This window comes from Burkholderia sp. AU39826, assembly GCF_020419965.1.
Classification (GTDB): Bacteria; Pseudomonadota; Gammaproteobacteria; order Burkholderiales; family Burkholderiaceae; genus Burkholderia; species Burkholderia semiarida.
On sequence record NZ_JAIZQG010000006.1, the window covers coordinates 16,096 to 32,784 of the forward strand.

The 16,689-nt window shown below is 68.2% G+C and carries 11 protein-coding genes; 4 read left to right on the forward strand and 7 right to left on the reverse strand.

Features of this window, described 5'->3' with window-relative positions:
- Positions 1-10 precede the first annotated feature (10 nt).
- A complete protein-coding gene (locus tag LGM42_RS14020; RefSeq protein ID WP_060316250.1) occupies positions 11-886 on the forward strand; it encodes an HlyD family secretion protein in 876 nt (291 codons plus the stop codon).
- Positions 887-907: 21 nt separating this feature from the next.
- Here the strand turns inward: LGM42_RS14020 and LGM42_RS14025 are convergent, their stop codons facing one another.
- Positions 908-2,581 carry a methyl-accepting chemotaxis protein gene (locus LGM42_RS14025; RefSeq protein WP_059575849.1) on the reverse strand — a complete coding sequence of 558 codons (1,674 nt, stop codon included), beginning with the start codon at positions 2,579-2,581 and terminating at the stop codon, positions 908-910.
- Between the two features lie 405 nt (positions 2,582-2,986).
- On the opposite strand from LGM42_RS14025, the gene LGM42_RS14030 reads away from it, so the two are divergent.
- Entirely contained in the window at positions 2,987-4,222 is a 1,236-nt protein-coding gene (locus LGM42_RS14030) for an MFS transporter (RefSeq protein WP_226232487.1), read from the forward strand.
- Between the two features lie 68 nt (positions 4,223-4,290).
- On the opposite strand, the gene LGM42_RS14035 is transcribed toward LGM42_RS14030, so the two are convergent.
- The gene (locus LGM42_RS14035) at positions 4,291-5,085 is read right to left on the reverse strand and encodes a 5'-methylthioadenosine/adenosylhomocysteine nucleosidase (RefSeq protein ID WP_226232592.1); all 795 of its coding nucleotides are present in this window, start codon (positions 5,083-5,085) and stop codon (positions 4,291-4,293) included.
- The gene (locus LGM42_RS14040; RefSeq protein WP_059575855.1) at positions 5,085-7,448 is read right to left on the reverse strand and encodes a UvrD-helicase domain-containing protein; all 2,364 of its coding nucleotides are present in this window, start codon (positions 7,446-7,448) and stop codon (positions 5,085-5,087) included. Before LGM42_RS14040 ends, LGM42_RS14035 begins: the two co-directional genes overlap by 1 nt.
- 214 nt (positions 7,449-7,662) lie before the next feature.
- Between LGM42_RS14040 and LGM42_RS14045 the strand changes: the two genes are divergently transcribed.
- Both LGM42_RS14045 and galU read left to right on the forward strand, forming a co-directional pair.
- Positions 7,663-10,530, forward strand: a complete 2,868-nt coding sequence (locus LGM42_RS14045; RefSeq protein ID WP_226232488.1) for a valine--tRNA ligase — start codon at positions 7,663-7,665, stop codon at positions 10,528-10,530.
- 87 nt (positions 10,531-10,617) lie between these two features.
- On the forward strand, positions 10,618-11,502 hold the full coding sequence (gene galU / locus LGM42_RS14050) for a UTP--glucose-1-phosphate uridylyltransferase GalU (RefSeq protein WP_059575861.1): 885 nt from the start codon (positions 10,618-10,620) through the stop codon (positions 11,500-11,502).
- Positions 11,503-11,555: 53 nt separating this feature from the next.
- On the opposite strand, the gene LGM42_RS14055 is transcribed toward galU, so the two are convergent.
- The 4 genes from LGM42_RS14055 to LGM42_RS14070 are packed head-to-tail and all read right to left on the reverse strand — an operon-like array spanning position 11,556 to position 16,668.
- Entirely contained in the window at positions 11,556-12,170 is a 615-nt protein-coding gene (locus tag LGM42_RS14055) for a DUF4136 domain-containing protein (protein ID WP_060316262.1), read from the reverse strand.
- Between the two features lie 37 nt (positions 12,171-12,207).
- Positions 12,208-14,595, reverse strand: a complete 2,388-nt coding sequence (locus tag LGM42_RS14060) for a CHASE2 domain-containing protein (protein WP_226232489.1) — start codon at positions 14,593-14,595, stop codon at positions 12,208-12,210.
- A 10-nt stretch (positions 14,596-14,605) separates the two neighbouring features.
- On the reverse strand, positions 14,606-15,967 hold the full coding sequence (locus LGM42_RS14065; protein WP_226232490.1) for a FecR domain-containing protein: 1,362 nt from the start codon (positions 15,965-15,967) through the stop codon (positions 14,606-14,608).
- On the reverse strand, positions 15,964-16,668 hold the full coding sequence (locus tag LGM42_RS14070) for a response regulator transcription factor (RefSeq protein ID WP_027784223.1): 705 nt from the start codon (positions 16,666-16,668) through the stop codon (positions 15,964-15,966). The genes LGM42_RS14065 and LGM42_RS14070 overlap by 4 nt, the downstream gene beginning before the upstream one ends.
- Between the last annotated feature and the right edge of the window lie 21 nt (positions 16,669-16,689).

The window sequence follows — 16,689 nt, forward strand, 5'->3', positions numbered from 1 at the left end:
CCGAACCATCATGATGCTCAGAAAACTCTTCGGCTTCGTCGCGACCGCCGTCATCCTTCTCGTCGCGATCCTGATCGGGCGCTCGCTGTGGGTGCACTACATGGACGATCCGTGGACGCGCGACGGGCGCGTGCGCGCGGAGATCGTCAACGTCGCGCCGGACGTGTCGGGCGCGATCGTCGAGCTGCCCGTGCATGACAACCAGCTCGTGAAGAAAGGCGACCTGATCATGCAGATCGATCCGTCGCACTACCAGATCGCGGTCGAGCAGGCGCAGGCGGCGGTGGCCGCCCGCCGCGCGGAACTGCAGATGCGCCGCGACGATGCGGCCCGCCGCGCGGACCTCGATGCGCTCGTGGTATCGAAGGAAAACCGCGAGAACGCGGCGCACAGCGCATCGAGCGCCGAAGCACAGTACCAGCAGGCGCTCGCCGCGCTCGACGCCGCGAAGCTCAACCTCGAACGCACGCGCGTCGTCGCGCCGGTCGACGGCTACATCACGAACCTGCAGACCTTCAAGGGCAACTACGCGGTGGCCGGCCAGGCGAAGCTCGCGATCGTCGACAGCCACTCGTTCTGGGTCTACGGCTACTTCGAGGAAACCAAGCTGCCGCGCGTGAAGATCGGCGCGCCGGCCGAAATGCGGCTGATGAGCGGCGGCGTGATGAAGGGCCACGTCGAGAGCATCTCGCGCGGCATCTACGATCGCGACAACCCGCAAAGCCGCGACCTCGTCGCGGACGTGAACCCGACCTTCAACTGGGTGCGTCTCGCGCAGCGCGTGCCGGTGCGCATCAAGATCGACGAAGTGCCGGCCGACGTGGTGCTGTCGGCGGGCACGACCTGCACGGTCATCATCGATCCGGACAAGCAGAAGAAGCGGTAATCGGCGGGGTGCGCCGCACGCTCAGTGTGCGATGCGGAAGCGCCCGACCAGCGCCTTCAAGGCCTGCGCCTGCTCGTCGAGCGCGTTCGCGGCCGCGGCCGCCTGTTCGACGAGCGCCGCGTTCTGCTGGGTGCCGGCGTCCATCTGCGTGACCGCTCGGCCGATCTCGTCGATCCCCGCGCTCTGCTCGTCCGACGCCGCCGAAATCTCGCCGATGATGTCGGTCACGCGCTTGACCGCACGCACCACGTCGTCCATCGTGCGGCCGGCGTCGTGCGCGAGCGCCGCACCGTTCGCCACGCGCTCGACCGACGCGCCGATCAGTTCCCGGATCTCCTTGGCCGCGGTCGCCGAGCGCTGCGCGAGCAGCCGCACCTCTCCGGCGACCACCGAGAAACCGCGCCCCTGCTCGCCGGCGCGCGCGGCCTCGACCGCCGCGTTCAACGCGAGAATGTTGGTCTGGAACGCGATCCCCTCGATCGTGCCGATGATGTCGCGGATGTTCTTCGCGCTGTCGTCGATCTCGCTCATCGTCGCGACCACGCGCCCGACGACTTCCCCGCCCGTCTCCGCCACCGCCGACGCATTGGCCGCGAGCGTGCTCGCCTGCCGCGCGTTCTCGGCGTTCTGCCGCACGGTCGACGTGAGCTGCTCCATGCTGGCCGCGGTGCGCTCGAGCGCGACGGCCTGCTGCTCGGTGCGCCGCGACAGGTCGAGGTTGCCGGTCGAGATCTCGCCGGACGCGGCCGCGATGGCTTCGGCGCTCACCGCGATCTCGCCCACGGTTGCCGCGAGCCCCGTCTGCATCTCGGCCAGCGCGCGCACCATGCTGTCGCGATCGTGCCGGCCGAGCGTGATCGGCCGCGTCAGGTCGCCGCGCGCGATGTCCGCGGCAATCTCCTTCGCAAGCGCGGGCTCGCCGCCGAGCTGCGACGCGAGGCGTCGTACGACGCGCTCGGCGATCGCGACGGCCAGCACGATCAGCGCGGCCGTCATTGCCGCGATCATCGCGAACGACGACGAAAAAATGGTCGCGGACGCATCGAGCGTCGCCTTCGACTTTTCGCCGCGCGTCTTCACGAGTTCGGCGACGAGTTTTTCGAGCTTGCTGGTTTCGACCAGCAGCGACACGTCCTGCGTGCCGACCTGCCAGTTCATCTGCGACAGGTCGAGCGGCTGCGCGCGCACCAGCGCGACGAAATCGCGCAGATGCGCGCTCCACGTGCCAACCGCCGTCGAGAACGCGCGCAGCCGCGCCGAATCGCCGGCGTCGGCCGGATCCGCATAGCGCTGCAGCGTGCCGAGCGCCTGGCCGATCGACGCGAGCCCCGCGCTCACTTCGGCGCCGAGTTCGTCACGCTCCTTCGCGGTGGTCGCGGTCAGCAGCATCTTCTGCGCGCGGCTCGCGCGCAGCACCTCGGCCCGCACCTCCGCCGCCGCCCGGCTCGCGACGTGGCCCTGCTCGTAGACCGACGCGATCGACGCGTTCAGCCGGCTGATCTGCCATAGCGAGAACACGCCGATCGCGAGCGTACCGGCCAGCAGGATCGCGAATGCGGCGCGCAACGTCGCCTTGACGGTCCACGGCCGGCGCTCTCGGCGCGCCGCTCGCGCGCGTCGCGTGACGCGACCGGCGGCGACGTCGGATGCGGCGGCTGCCGCACCGGGCTGTGGATGCAAAGATGCTGCTTTCATCGAACTATCCCCGTATGGATCACGCTGCCGGAAAGGTCGGTCCGGCTGTCCCGCGATGGCAGGCCATGCCGCGCGTCCTGCGCCCGCCCGGCGGGTAGCCGGCGCCAGGCGCGGCGCGCGTGTTGTCATTGGGTCGTTCTACGGCCGCCACCGCCGTTTCTTGAGTCCGGAAAAACACGCACCGGGCCCCGGCGCGGCCCCGCTGAAGGGCGGACGCGCCGCCAGCGTTATACCCGTCCAAAAAAGCACGCAGCAGCCCATCCGTCCGATGAATGTCCGATTCGCGATAAAACTTGGCCTGACATTCTTGATACGCCACATTACACTTCTTTGACGCATCAACGAATCAACCCACGCGCCGATCCCCAACAGAGCGCGCCTGCCACCTCAACTCGTTCAGCTCACATGGAAACCAGCCTCGACTCCCGGGCCGGCGCAGCCGTCGCCCAGCCGTCCGCACCGCCCGTTGCCCGCACCGTCTACCCGGTGCTCGGCGCGATCAGCTTCTCGCACATGCTCAACGACATGATCCAGTCGTTGATCCTCGCGATCTACCCGATGCTCAAGAGCCAGTTCGCGCTGTCGTTCGCGCAGATCGGCCTGATCACGCTCACGTACCAGATCACCGCGTCCTTGCTGCAACCGCTCGTCGGCCTCTATACCGACAAGCGTCCGAAGCCGTATTCGCTGCCGGTCGGCATGGGCTTCACGCTCGCGGGGCTGCTGCTGATGTCGGCGGCGTCGAATTTCCCGATGCTGCTCGTGGCCGCCGCGCTCGTCGGCTGCGGCTCGTCGGTGTTCCATCCCGAATCGTCGCGGGTCGCGCGGATGGCGTCGGGCGGCCGGCACGGGCTCGCGCAGTCGGTGTTCCAGGTGGGCGGCAATGCAGGCTCCGCGCTCGGGCCGCTGCTCGCCGCGCTCGTGATCATTCCGCACGGCCAGCACAGCATCGCGTGGTTCTCGGCGGCCGCGCTCGTCGCGATGATCGTGCTCACGCAGATCGGCCACTGGTACAAGAAGCATCCGTCGATGAAGAAGAAGGCCGCGTCGGCCGGCCACCCGACGCTGTCGCGCGGCCGCGTGATGGGGGCGATCGGCGTGCTGGTGTTGCTCGTGTTCTCGAAGTACTTCTACCTCGCGAGCATCAACAGCTATTTCACGTTCTACCTGATCGACAAGTTCCATCTGTCGGTGCAGGCCGCGCAGATCCACCTGTTCGTGTTCCTCGCGGCGGTGGCGGCCGGCACGCTGATCGGCGGCCCGGTCGGTGACCGGATCGGCCGCAAGTACGTGATCTGGGTGTCGATCCTCGGCGTCGCGCCGTTCACGATGCTGCTGCCGTACGCGAACCTGTTCTGGACCAGCGTGCTGACCGTGGTCATCGGCGTCGTGCTGGCGTCGGCGTTCGCCGCGATCCTCGTCTATGCGACCGAGCTGATGCCCGGCAAGGTCGGGATGGTCGCGGGCCTGTTCTTCGGCTTCGCGTTCGGCCTGGGCGGCGTGGGCGCCGCCGTGCTCGGCCAGCTCGCGGACGCGACGAGCATCCCGTTCGTCTACAAGGTGTGCTCGTTCCTGCCGCTGATCGGCGTGCTGACGGTGTTCCTGCCGAACCTCGAAGGCAGCGGACGCAAGCAGGCATGACGAACGGCCGGCCGCGGCACGCGGGCCGCGGCCGGCCGATTCGAATGGAGAAGGGTTCGACGGCGGCTTCAGGCCCCCGTCGTCGCATGCAGCGTCAGGAAACGCTTGAGGATGCCGGACGAGTAGCTGCCCGCGATCGCCGACAGGAAGTGCGAGAACGATTGCGTCGCGTGGTCGTCGGCCGTATCGGAGATCGTGCGCACGAGCGCGAACGGCACGTCGTGTTCGGCGCACACCTGCGCGATCGCCGCGCCTTCCATTTCGACCGCGAGCGCGTCCGGCAGCGCGTCGCGCAGCGCGAGCACTTCCCGCTCGCTCGACACGAAGCGGTCGCCGCTGATGACAAGCCCCGCGTGCAGCGCCGCGCCGGCGAGCCCGAAGCGTTCGGCGAACCGCGCGCCCTCTTCGTCGACGAACAGCGCGCACGCGGCCCGCAAGCGGGCCGTCAGCGCCGCGTCGGTCGCGAAACGCGTGATGCCGAGCAGCGGCACCTCGTAGCGCGGAAAGAGCGGCGATGCGTCGAGATCGTGCTGCAGCAGCGTATCGGCCACGACGACGTCGCCGACGCGCACCGCGCGCGACACGCCGCCCGCGACGCCGGTAAACACCACGCCCGACACGCCGAACACGTGGATCAGCGCGCTGACCGTCGCGGCGGCCGCGACCTTGCCGACCCGCGCGAGCGTGACGACGCAGGCCGCGCCGTGCACGGTGCCGACGTGATAATCGCGGCGGCCGAGCGTGACCGTCTTCATCGCGCCGTCGGCGCGCATCGCGGCGATCAGGTCGCCGAGTTCCTCCGGCAGCGCGGCCAGAATGCCGAGCGGACGCGCGGCAGGCGCAACACCCTGGTCGACGTCCATCATTCCACCGCCTGCAGTTTCGCGACCGCGAGCGCGAGCCACTTCTCGCCGTGGCGCTTGAACTTCACCTGCGCCTTCGCATCGGTGCCGTTGCCTTCGAGCGCGGTGACCGTGCCTTCGCCGAACTTCGTATGGAATACCTGCTGGCCGACCCGGAAGCCGGCGTCGGCCGCGCGCTGCTTGTCCGCGAACGCGGGCAGCGGCGCGGACACGGCCGCATCGACGATCTGCTCGCGACTGCCGCCGCCGGGGCGCGCGAACCAGTCGCGCCCGTAACCGGCGTTGTCCGAGCGCCCGCCCCAGCGCGAGCCGGCCTCGACCTTCGGCGTGAGCCACTTCAGCACGTGCTCCGGCAGTTCGTCGAAGAAGCGCGAGCGCACGTTGTAGCGGGTCTGGCCGTGCAGCATCCGGCTTTGCGCGAACGACAGGTAGAGCCGCTCCTTCGCGCGCGTGATCGCGACGTACATCAGCCGGCGCTCTTCCTCGAGGCCGTCCGATTCGAGCACGCTGTTCTCGTGCGGAAACAGCCCTTCCTCGAGCCCCGTGATGAACACGGCCGAGAACTCGAGCCCCTTCGCCGCGTGCACGGTCATCAACTGCACCGCGTCCTGCCCGGCCTGCGCCTGGTTGTCGCCGGCCTCCAGCGACGCGTGCGACAGGAAGCCGGCGAGCGGCGTCATCGTGTCGGGGTTCTGGGCGGGGTCGGCGGGCGACGCCGCATCGAGCACGTCGAGCGCCGGATCGTCGGTCGCCGTGCCCAGCTCGGGCGCCGCGATCGCGCCCGCGCGCAGCGGGATCGAGCGAGCCGGCGTGTCGAGCCCGTAGCCTTCCTCGGCGATGAACGCGGTGGCCGCGTTCACGAGTTCCTGCAAGTTTTCGAGGCGATCCTGGCCTTCGCGCTCGCCCTGGTAGAAATCGGCGAGACCGCTCGCGCGCACGATGTGCTCGACGGTGTCGGGCAGGTTCATGTGCTGCGTGTCGGCGCGCATCTTCGCGATCAGGTTCGCGAACCCGCCGAGGCTCGTGCCGGCCTTGCCCGTCACGTACGGAATCGCGGCGGCCATCGAGCAGCCGTACAGGCGCGCCGCGTCGGCCAGTTGCTCGACCGAGCGCGCGCCGATTCCGCGGGTCGGGAAGTTCACGACGCGTGCGAATGCGGTGTCGTCGTTCGGGTTGTCGATCAGGCGCAGGTACGCGAGCGCGTGCTTCACTTCCTGCCGCTCGAAAAAGCGCAGGCCGCCGTACACGCGGTACGGAATGCCGGACGACATCAGTGTGTGCTCGATCGAGCGCGACTGCGCGTTGCTGCGGTACAGGACGGCCACTTCGCTGCGGGCCATCCCGGTATTGATCAGCGAACGGATTTCCTCGACGATCCAGCCGGCCTCCTGCGAATCGGTGCTGGCTTCGTACACGCGCACGGGCTCGCCGTGGCCGGCGTCGGTGCGCAGGTTCTTGCCGAGGCGGTGCGCGTTGTTCGAGATCAACTGGTTCGCCGCATCGAGAATGTTGCCGTGCGACCGGTAGTTCTGCTCGAGCTTGATCAGGTTGCGCACGCGGAACTCGTCTTCGAAGTCGCGCATGTTGCCGACGTTCGCGCCGCGGAACGCGTAGATCGACTGGTCGTCGTCGCCGACCGCGAAGATCGCGTTCTCGCCGCCTGCCAGCATCTTGAGCCACGCGTACTGCAGCTTGTTGGTGTCCTGGAATTCGTCGACGAGGATGTGCCGGAAGCGCGCCTGGTAATGCGCGCGCAGCGGCGCGTTGTACGCGAGCAGTTCGTAGCAGCGCAGCAGCAGCTCGGGGAAGTCGACGACGCCTTCGCGCTGACACTGCTGGTCGTACGCCTGGTACAGCTCGACGAACTTGCGGTTGAAGTTGTCGGTCGCGTCGACCTTGTCCGGGCGCAGCCCCTGCTCCTTCGCGTTGTTGATGAAGTACTGGACGTTCTTCGGCGGGTACTTTTCGTCGTCGACGTTCGCTGCCTTCATCAGCCGCTTGATCGCGGACAACTGATCGGCCGTGTCGAGGATCTGGAAAGTCTGCGGCAGGCCGGCGTCGCGCCAGTGCGTGCGCAGCATCCGGTTGCACAGGCCGTGGAACGTGCCGATCCACATCCCGCGCGTGTCGATCGGCATCATCGCCGACAGGCGCGCCATCATCTCGCGCGCGGCCTTGTTCGTGAAGGTGACGGCGAGCACGGTGGGCGGCGATGCGTAGCCCTGCTGGATCAGCCACGCGATGCGCGTGATCAGCACGCGGGTCTTGCCGCTGCCCGCCCCTGCGAGGATCAGCGCCGGTTCGTTCGGCAACGTGACGGCGGCGAGTTGTTCGGGGTTCAGATTGGCGAGCAGATCGGGCATGGAGCGGCAGCTGACGGGCGAGAAAAATGCGGACCCGACATTATAAGTCCGTCGCGCGATGCCGTTTCCGATCGATTCGGTCGCATGTCGGACGCACGTTGCGGGCGCGTCCCGAGAGGCCCCGCGCCGGACGGGCGATGGCTGGCCGATGTGCATCCATTTATAATTGTCGGATTCGGCATCCAATTCACGCATTTTTCGGCAAATTTCCACCATGAGCGACAACACGCTGGCGAAGAGCTTCGAACCCCACACCATCGAGTCCCAATGGGGGCCCGAGTGGGAAAAACGCGGCTATGCCGCCCCGGCATTCGATCCGGCGCGCCCCGATTTCGCGATCCAGTTGCCGCCGCCGAACGTCACCGGCACGCTGCACATGGGCCACGCGTTCAACCAGACGATCATGGACGGCCTCGCCCGCTACCACCGGATGCTCGGCGAGAACACGCTGTGGGTGCCCGGCACCGACCACGCGGGGATCGCCACGCAGATCGTCGTCGAGCGCCAGCTCGACGCGCAGGGCGTGTCGCGCCACGACCTCGGCCGCGAGAAGTTCGTCGAGCGCGTGTGGGAATGGAAGCAGAAGTCCGGCTCGACGATCACCGGCCAGGTGCGCCGCCTCGGCGCGTCGACCGACTGGTCGCGCGAATACTTCACGATGGACGACAAGATGTCGGCCGCCGTGCGCGACGTGTTCGTCACGCTCTATGAACAGGGCCTGATCTATCGCGGCAAGCGCCTCGTCAACTGGGATCCGGTGCTGCTCACCGCCGTGTCGGACCTCGAAGTCGTGAGCGAGGAAGAAAACGGCCACCTGTGGCACATCCGCTACCCGCTCGCCGACGGTTCGGGCTCGCTGACCGTCGCGACCACACGCCCCGAGACGATGCTCGGCGACGTCGCGGTGATGGTCCACCCGGAAGACGAACGCTACGCGCACCTGATCGGCAAGCTCGTCACGCTGCCGCTGACGGGCCGCGAGATCCCGGTGATCGCCGACGACTACGTCGACCGCGAATTCGGCACGGGCGTCGTGAAGGTCACGCCCGCGCACGACTTCAACGACTATCAGGTCGGCCTGCGCCACAACCTCGCGCCGATCGAGATCCTGACGCTGGACGCGAAGATCAACGACAACGGCCCCGAGCAGTATCGCGGCCTCGATCGCTTCGACGCGCGCAAGGCGATCGTCGCCGACCTCGACGCGCAGGGCTTCCTCGACTCGGTGAAGCCGCACAAGCTGATGGTGCCGCGCGGCGACCGCACGGGCGTCGTGATCGAGCCGATGCTGACCGACCAGTGGTTCGTCGCGATGACGAAGCCGGCGCCGGAAGGCACGTTCAATCCGGGCAAGTCGATCACCGAAACGTCGCTCGACGTCGTGCGCAGCGGCCAGATCAAGTTCGTGCCGGAAAACTGGACGACCACCTACTACCAGTGGCTCGAAAACATCCAGGACTGGTGCATCTCGCGCCAGCTGTGGTGGGGTCACCAGATTCCCGCTTGGTACGGCGAGAACGGCGAGGTGTTCGTCGCGCGCGACGAGGAGCAAGCGCGTGCGCAGGCCGCGGCGAAGGGCTATGCGGGCGCGCTCAAGCGCGACGAGGACGTGCTCGACACGTGGTTCTCGTCCGCGCTCGTACCGTTCTCGTCGCTCGGCTGGCCGAACGAAACGCCTGAACTGAAGCACTTCCTGCCGTCGTCGGTGCTCGTCACCGGCTTCGACATCATCTTCTTCTGGGTCGCCCGGATGGTGATGATGACCACGCACTTCACCGGCAAGGTGCCGTTCCACACCGTGTACGTGCACGGCCTCGTGCGCGACGCGGAAGGCCAGAAGATGTCGAAGAGCAAGGGCAACACGCTCGACCCGATCGACATCGTCGACGGCATCGATCTCGACACGCTGGTCGCGAAGCGCACGACGGGCCTGATGAACCCGAAGCAGGCCGCCACGATCGAGAAGAAGACGCGCAAGGAATTCCCGGACGGCATTCCGGCGTTCGGCACCGACGCGCTGCGCTTCACGATGGCGTCGATGGCGACGCTCGGCCGCAACGTGAACTTCGACCTCGCGCGCTGCGAAGGCTATCGCAACTTCTGCAACAAGCTGTGGAACGCGACGCGCTTCGTGCTGATGAACTGCGAAGGCCACGACTGTGGCGCCGACAAGCCCGAAGTGTGCGGCGCGGGCGACTGCGGCCCCGGCGGCTACCTCGACTTCTCGGCGGCCGACCGCTGGATCGTGTCGCTGCTGCAGCGCACCGAAGCCGACATCACGAAGGGTTTCGCCGATTACCGCTTCGACAACATCGCGAGCAGCATCTACAAGTTCGTGTGGGACGAGTACTGCGACTGGTATCTCGAACTCGCGAAGGTGCAGATCCAGAACGGCACGCCGGAACAGCAGCGCGCGACGCGCCGCACGCTGCTGCGCGTGCTGGAAACGGTGCTGCGCCTCGCGCATCCGGTCATCCCGTTCATCACCGAAGCGCTCTGGCAGAAGGTCGCGCCGCTCGCCGGCCGCTATCCGCAGGGCAAGGCCGACGGCGAGGCGTCGTTGATGACGCAGGCCTACCCCATCGCGAACCTGCAGAAGCTCGACGAGGCGTCCGAGCAGTGGGCGGCCGACCTGAAGGCGATCGTCGACGCGTGCCGCAACCTGCGCGGCGAGATGAACCTGTCGCCGGCCACCAAGGTGCCGCTGCTGGCCGCCGGCGACGCCGAGCGCCTGCGCTCGTTCGCGCCGTACGTCCAGGCGCTCGCGCGCCTGTCGGAAGTGCAGATCCTGGCCGACGAAGCGTCGCTCGACCAGCAGGCGCACGGCGCGCCGATCGCGATCGTCGGCCCGAACAAGCTGGTGCTGAAGGTGGAAATCGACGTCGCGGCCGAACGCGAGCGCCTGGCGAAGGAAATCACGCGCCTGACGGGCGAGATCGCGAAGTGCAACGCGAAGCTCGGCAACGAGGCTTTCGTCGCGAAAGCGCCGCCGGCCGTGGTCGAACAGGAGCAAAAACGCGTCGCGGAATTCCAGAGCACGCTCGAAAAACTGCGTGCTCAGCTCGATCGGTTGCCTGCGTAACAAAGGGTAAGGTCATTTGCGTTCACTATAATGCGGACGTGAACATAGACCGTCTGACAAGTCGATTACAGGAATAAAGGTTCGATCATGTTGAAAGTCACCAAGGCGGTATTCCCCGTGGCCGGTCTCGGCACGCGGTTCCTGCCGGCAACGAAGGCGAGCCCGAAGGAAATGCTGCCGGTCGTCGACAAGCCGCTGATCCAGTACGCGGTCGAGGAAGCGATCGCTGCCGGCATCACCGAGATGATCTTCGTGACCGGGCGCAGCAAGCGCGCGATCGAGGATCACTTCGACAAATCGTACGAAGTCGAGGCCGAACTCGAGGCGCGCGGCAAGGAAAAGCTGCTCGAGCTGGTGCGCAGCATCAAGCCGAGCCATGTCGACTGCTTCTACGTGCGCCAGCCGGAAGCGCTCGGCCTCGGCCACGCGGTGCTGTGCGCGGAAAAGCTGGTCGCCGACAATCCGTTCGCGGTGATCCTCGCGGACGACCTGCTCGACGGCAACCCGCCGGTGATGAAGCAGATGGTCGACGTGTTCGACCACTATCACAGCTCGGTGATCGGCGTCGAAGAGATCCCGCCGTCGGAGACGAAATCGTACGGGATCGTCGACGGCAAGGAATGGGAAGAGTCGATCGTCAAAATGTCGGCGATCGTCGAGAAGCCGGCGCCGGAAGTCGCGCCGTCGAACCTCGGCGTGGTCGGACGCTACATCCTGAAGCCGCGGATCTTCGAGCACCTGCGCGCGCTGAAGCCCGGCGCGGGCGGCGAACTGCAACTCACCGACGCGATCCAGGCGCTGCTCGCCGACGAACAGGTGCTGGCCTACAAGTATCAGGGCACGCGCTACGACTGCGGCAGCAAGCTCGGCTACCTGAAGGCGACGGTCGAATTCGCGCTGCGCCACCCGGAAGTCGGCGCGGAGTTCGAAACGTACCTGCGCACCCGCGACGGCGGCCAACCGGCCGTCTGAACGCGGCAGGGGCCTGCCGCGGCGGGCCCGCCCTCACCTTGCGGCCGGCGCCTTCAGCGCGCGTCGGCCGGCTTCACCAAGACGACGCCCGGCATGCCGCCCGCGTCGTCTTTTTTCGTCTTGACCAGCCAGCCGGTGCCGTCGCCGAACGGGACCTTCGCCAGCGCGCTCTTCACGAGCGCCGGCGCGGCCTGCTGCGTGCCCGGATCACGATCGCGCAGCGACGCCGACACGCGATAGACGTCGGCGCCCGATTGCGCATCGACGAACCGCAGCGTCAGCACGTGGCGGTACACGCGGCCCATGAACGGCAGCGCGAGCGGCGCCGGCCCGTCGACCGTCACGCAGGCGCTGCTTGCCGCGCCGCAGCGCTCGGCGCTTGCCGCGACCGCCGCCGGCTGGGTCGCGTACGCGATCGACAACCGGTAACGCGCGTCCTTGAGCGGCTGCGCATCGAAGCCGCGGCGCGCGAGCTCGTCGCGCACGAGCGTCTCGATCTGCCGGTACTCGGCATCGCCCGCCTGCGCGGCCGTCCGCACGAAGTCGTAGCCGTGCGCACCGGAAGCGAACGCATCCGGCTGCCCGACCGCACTCACACCGCTCGTGACGCCGGCGCAACCCGCCAACAGCGACGCCGCCAGCGCGACCGCCGCCCATTGCTTTCTCATGGCTTTCCCCAAATGCCTGCCGTCGCGCCCGGCCCTGTCAGGCGGACGGCTCGTCGATCGCGGGCAGCGACACCGTCACCGCGGTGCCGACACCCACTTCGCTGTCGACCGACACGCTGCCCCCATGGCGCGTGACGACCGTCTTCACGAACGCCATGCCGAGCCCGGAACCCGAGATTTCGGGCCGCTCGCCGGCATGGAACCGCTTGAAACGCTCGAACAGATGCCGCTGATCTTCCGGCGCGATGCCGTACCCCTGATCGCGAATCGTACAGAACATCCGCTTCGTTGCGTGCTCGACCGTCAGCGTACACGTGATCACCGTGTCGGACGGACTGTATTTGACCGCGTTGTTCAGCAGGTTCACGAACGCGCGCGTGATCAGCGAGCGGTCCGCGCGCACCCAGCACATGTCGGCGCCCACGTCGGTCTCGATCCGGATGTGTTTCGCCTGCGCCTGCGGCCACACCTCGTCGCTCGCATCGATCAGCACGTCGACGAGGCTCGTCACCTCGAGCTGGTACGCCTGCGACTCGGCGCGCGCCAGTTGCACGAACTCGTCGGCGAGCGACAGCGCGCGGTGCGCATAGCGCTCGATCCGCGCGAGCAGCCCGCGCATCGCATCGCTCTCGACGCGGTCGCGCTCGATCTCGACCAGCGCGAGGATCGACGACTGCGGCGAACGCATGTCGTGCGACAGCAGGTGCAGCGCTTCCTCGCGCTGCCGCTCGGCCGCGTGCAGCTCGGTCACGTCGACGAGGCCGGCGATCCAGCCGGTCACGCGACCTTGCGCGTTCGTGCACGCGGCGTAGCGTAGCAGATGGTCGAGCCCGTCCCGGTCGCGCACCTCGATGCCGCGCGCCATCGCGTCGTGCTCGGCCTCGAGCGTCGGGTCGAGCGCGGCCGGCCAGTGCTCGCGGATCGCCGCGTCGTGCTCGGCGTTGCCGTCGACCGTCTTCATGAACGTCAGCTCGCCGAGCGCGATGCGCAGCGGCCGCCCTTCCGGCAGCGGCAGCGCGAGCCGCGACCCGTAGCGTTTGGCCGCATGATTCGCGATCAGCACGGTACCGGCGAGGTCGGTCACGAAGATCGGTTCGGGCATGCTGTCGAGGCTGTCCCACACGAAGCGCTTCATGTCCTGCACGCGCTGCGCGGCCTGCGCCATCAGCGCCATCTGCCGCTCGAGCACGTCGCCGCCGACGTTGCGCGTGCGCGGCGCCTCGGGCAGCAGGTGCGGCTCGTCGGCGAGCTTCTGCAGCTCGCGACGCAGATACGACATCGTCATTTCCAGCCGCCGCCAGTTCCAGATCGGGTAGACGGCGATCAGCCCGAAGATCGCCGGCGCCGGCGTCAGCCAGATGCGCGCCTCGAACAGCAGCGCCACGCTCGCGACCACGGCGAGCGCGGCCAGGCTCAGCGTCAGCAGCAGCGCGCGCCACGGCGACAGCATCAGGAAGCCGCCCAGCAACACGGCGAGCGGCAGCAGCGACGCGATGAACAATCCCGCGCGCGACGCGGGCGAGATCGCGCTGCCGGTCGCCAGCATGTCGAGCACGTTCGCATGGATGTACACGCCGGCGAGCGGACCGAACTCGCCGGACACCGGCGTCGCGAAGCGATCGTACAGCCCGGACGCGGTCACGCCGACGACGACGATCTTGCCGCGCAGTGCGTCGGGTTTCACGCGCCCTTCGAGCACGTCGTCGAACGACAGCGTCGGATACGCGGGCGTGTTGCGGCTGAACGGGATCAGGTAGCGGCCCTCGCCCGCCGCATCGCGCGACAGGTCGTGCGCGTTCGCGCCGGGCACGCCGCCGACGGGGTGCAGCCGGCCGGCCTGGATCGCGCGGTACACGGGCACCATCAGTTGCGGCCAGCGCACGCGGCCGTCGCTTTCGAACAGCGCGACGCTGCGAACGATCCCGTCGCGATCGACTTCGAGATTGATATGGCCGAGCCCCGTCGCGCGCGCGGCGAGCGCGGCGACCGGCGGATCGACGGAACGCGCGCCGTCCGCCTGCTCGGGGCTCAGCAGCACCGGCAGAAAGGTCGGCACGCGGCTCATCGCGTCCGCGAACGCGCGATCCTCGGGCGACGGTTCGGTAAACAGCACGTCGTAGACGACGGCGGCCGGCTGTGCGCGCGCGAGCGTGTCGAGCAGCCGCGCGTGCACGTCGCGCGGCCACGGCCAGCGACCGAGCGCGGATACGCTCCGGTTGTCGATGTCGACGACGACCACGTCGGGCGACAGCGGCAGGCTGCGCAGCATCAGCAGCCGGTCGTAGATCAGCCCGTCGACGCTCGACGACAGGCGGCCGAGCGCGCATGCGAGGATCACCGCGATCCCGAGGCAGCCGATCGCGATCCATTCGATCAGGAAGCGGCGGCCGAGGCGCCGCCGCGGAGAAACGGAGTCGTGTCTCATGCGCCGCGGGTCAGCGCGACAACGTGAACGCGCTGACCGGACTGGTCTTCTCGTAGAACTTGCCGCCTTCGAAATCCTCGACGGTCACGGCCCAGAAATAGTCGCCCGGCGGCAGGTGCGCGACGGTGATCTGGCGCGCGTGCAGGCCGACCTGATCGACGACCGGCGCGCTCAGGTCCTTCGAGCGCGACAGCACGAAGCGGTAACGCGCGTTCTTGCCCGAGCCATTCGGCGACCAGCGGAACTCGTAACCGCCCGCGCCCTGCGACGCGCTCGCGTCGAGCCCCATCACGCGGCGTTCGAACGCATAGGTGCGCGGCCGCCCCTCGAGGCCGTTCGCATCGATCGCGGCGATCCGCACGAAGTAATTCCCGTTCGGCACGTCGCGGAACACCGCGCGCGGCGAATCGGTACGCGTTTCGCGGAACAGGTCGAGCAGCCCCGCATCGTGCGCGAGCTGCACGCGATACGCGTGCGCCTGCGCGAGCGGCGTGACGTCGAAGGCGACGTCGGGCTCGTCCTGCACCTTGTCGGGATGCGCGAGCGTTGGCGCGCCCAGCAGTTCGACGGGCGCGCCGACCGCGCCGGACGACGTCGCGACGCTGCCGAAATTCGCATGCACGAGCGTCGCGTCGGCTGGCCGCCGGCCGCCCGCGACGCCGACGGTGCCGTCGAGCACTTCGACGCGCGTCGTCGCATTGCCGGCCGCGTCGTAGTTCACGCGAAAGCGCGTGCCACGCACGCCTGCCACGACCGACGGCGAGCGGATCTGGAAGCGGTCGTCGCGTTTCTTCAGGTGGGTGACTTCGCTGTCGACCGAGCCGCGCGTGAGCTCGAACTCGCGATCGAGCGTGCCGGTCAGCACCGTGCGGCGCAGCGACTTCAGGTCGAGCTGGCTGTCGGGCGGCAGGCTCATGTGCGTGCCGTCGCTCAGCTCGATCGTCACGAAGCCGTTCGCGCCCGTGCGCACGCGGTCGCCTTCGGCGAGCGTCGCATCGTTCGCGAGCGGCGCGAAGGCGCCGCCGGACGCGCGCTCGGCCGTGCCCTGCACCGCGACCACGCGTGCGGTGAGCTTTTCCTTGCGCAGCCGCGCGGCCGGCAGCTTCAGCGCGATGCCGGGCTGCAGGTGCTTCGGCGCCGGCACGCCGTTGATCTGCTGGAGCAGTTGCCAGTCGTCCGCGCCCTGCAGGTAGCGCGCGGCGACGTCGTACAGCGTGTCGCCCGCCTGCGTGCGATAGACGACCATCTTGCCCGCGGCGGCGGGCGGCTGCGCGACGGCGGGCTGCACGGCGAACGCCAACGCCGCCGCGCAGGCCGCGTGCAGCGCCGCCGTACCCAGGCTCGCCGTGCGCGGCGCGATTCGCGTGATCACTCCGGTTCCCCCTGGCCGACCCGTTCGAGCCGGTAGCCGTACCCGTAGATCGGCGCGAGACGGTAGCCGTTTTCGGGCCGCAGGCCGAGCTTGGTGCGCAGCATCGAAATGTGCGTATCCATCGTGCGCGACGGGATGTCGGTCGCCTGCTTCCACACGAGGTCGAGAATGTGCGCGCGCGACAGCGGCCGGTCGAGATGCTGGAACAGCAGCAGCGCGAGCTCGAATTCCTTTTGCGTGAGGCTCACGGCCTTGTCGCCGACGTACGCCTGCTTCAGGTTCACATCGAAACGGAACTGGTCGAACTCGCGAACGGTCGCCTCGGCGTTGACCGGATACGCGCGGCGCAGCAGCGAACCGATGCGCGCGCGCAGGATCGGGCCCGACACGGGCTTGACCACGTAATCGTCGGCGCCGGCGTTGAGGATCTGCGTGATACCCGCCTCGTCGTCGCGGCTCGTCATGAAGATGATCGGCAGGCTGTGCTCGGTCTGGTTGGCGCGCACCCACTTGAGCACTTCCTCGCCGGACATGTCGGGCACGTTCCAGTCGAGCACCAGCAGATCGAACGTCTCGCGCTGCAGGCGCTTTTTCAGGGCCTTGCCTTCCTTGAACGCGTAGCACGTGTGGCCGATGGCCGTCAGCGTTTGACTGACGAAATCCGTCTGGGCCGGATCGTCATCCAGTACAGCAATTCTCATAGCACCCCGCAAATCGAAGTC

Bases quoted from the DNA above. Each gene is read 5' to 3' on its own strand.
- LGM42_RS14020 (WP_060316250.1), top strand. From the start codon at position 11: ATGATGCTCAGAAAACTCTTCGGCTTCGTCGCGACCGCCGTCATCCTT.
- LGM42_RS14025 (WP_059575849.1), bottom strand. From the start codon at position 2,581: ATGAAAGCAGCATCTTTGCATCCACAGCCCGGTGCGGCAGCCGCCGCA.
- LGM42_RS14030 (WP_226232487.1), top strand. From the start codon at position 2,987: ATGGAAACCAGCCTCGACTCCCGGGCCGGCGCAGCCGTCGCCCAGCCG.
- LGM42_RS14035 (WP_226232592.1), bottom strand. From the start codon at position 5,085: ATGGACGTCGACCAGGGTGTTGCGCCTGCCGCGCGTCCGCTCGGCATT.
- LGM42_RS14040 (WP_059575855.1), bottom strand. From the start codon at position 7,448: ATGCCCGATCTGCTCGCCAATCTGAACCCCGAACAACTCGCCGCCGTC.
- LGM42_RS14045 (WP_226232488.1), top strand. From the start codon at position 7,663: ATGAGCGACAACACGCTGGCGAAGAGCTTCGAACCCCACACCATCGAG.
- galU (WP_059575861.1), top strand. From the start codon at position 10,618: ATGTTGAAAGTCACCAAGGCGGTATTCCCCGTGGCCGGTCTCGGCACG.
- LGM42_RS14055 (WP_060316262.1), bottom strand. From the start codon at position 12,170: ATGAGAAAGCAATGGGCGGCGGTCGCGCTGGCGGCGTCGCTGTTGGCG.
- LGM42_RS14060 (WP_226232489.1), bottom strand. From the start codon at position 14,595: ATGAGACACGACTCCGTTTCTCCGCGGCGGCGCCTCGGCCGCCGCTTC.
- LGM42_RS14070 (WP_027784223.1), bottom strand. From the start codon at position 16,668: ATGAGAATTGCTGTACTGGATGACGATCCGGCCCAGACGGATTTCGTC.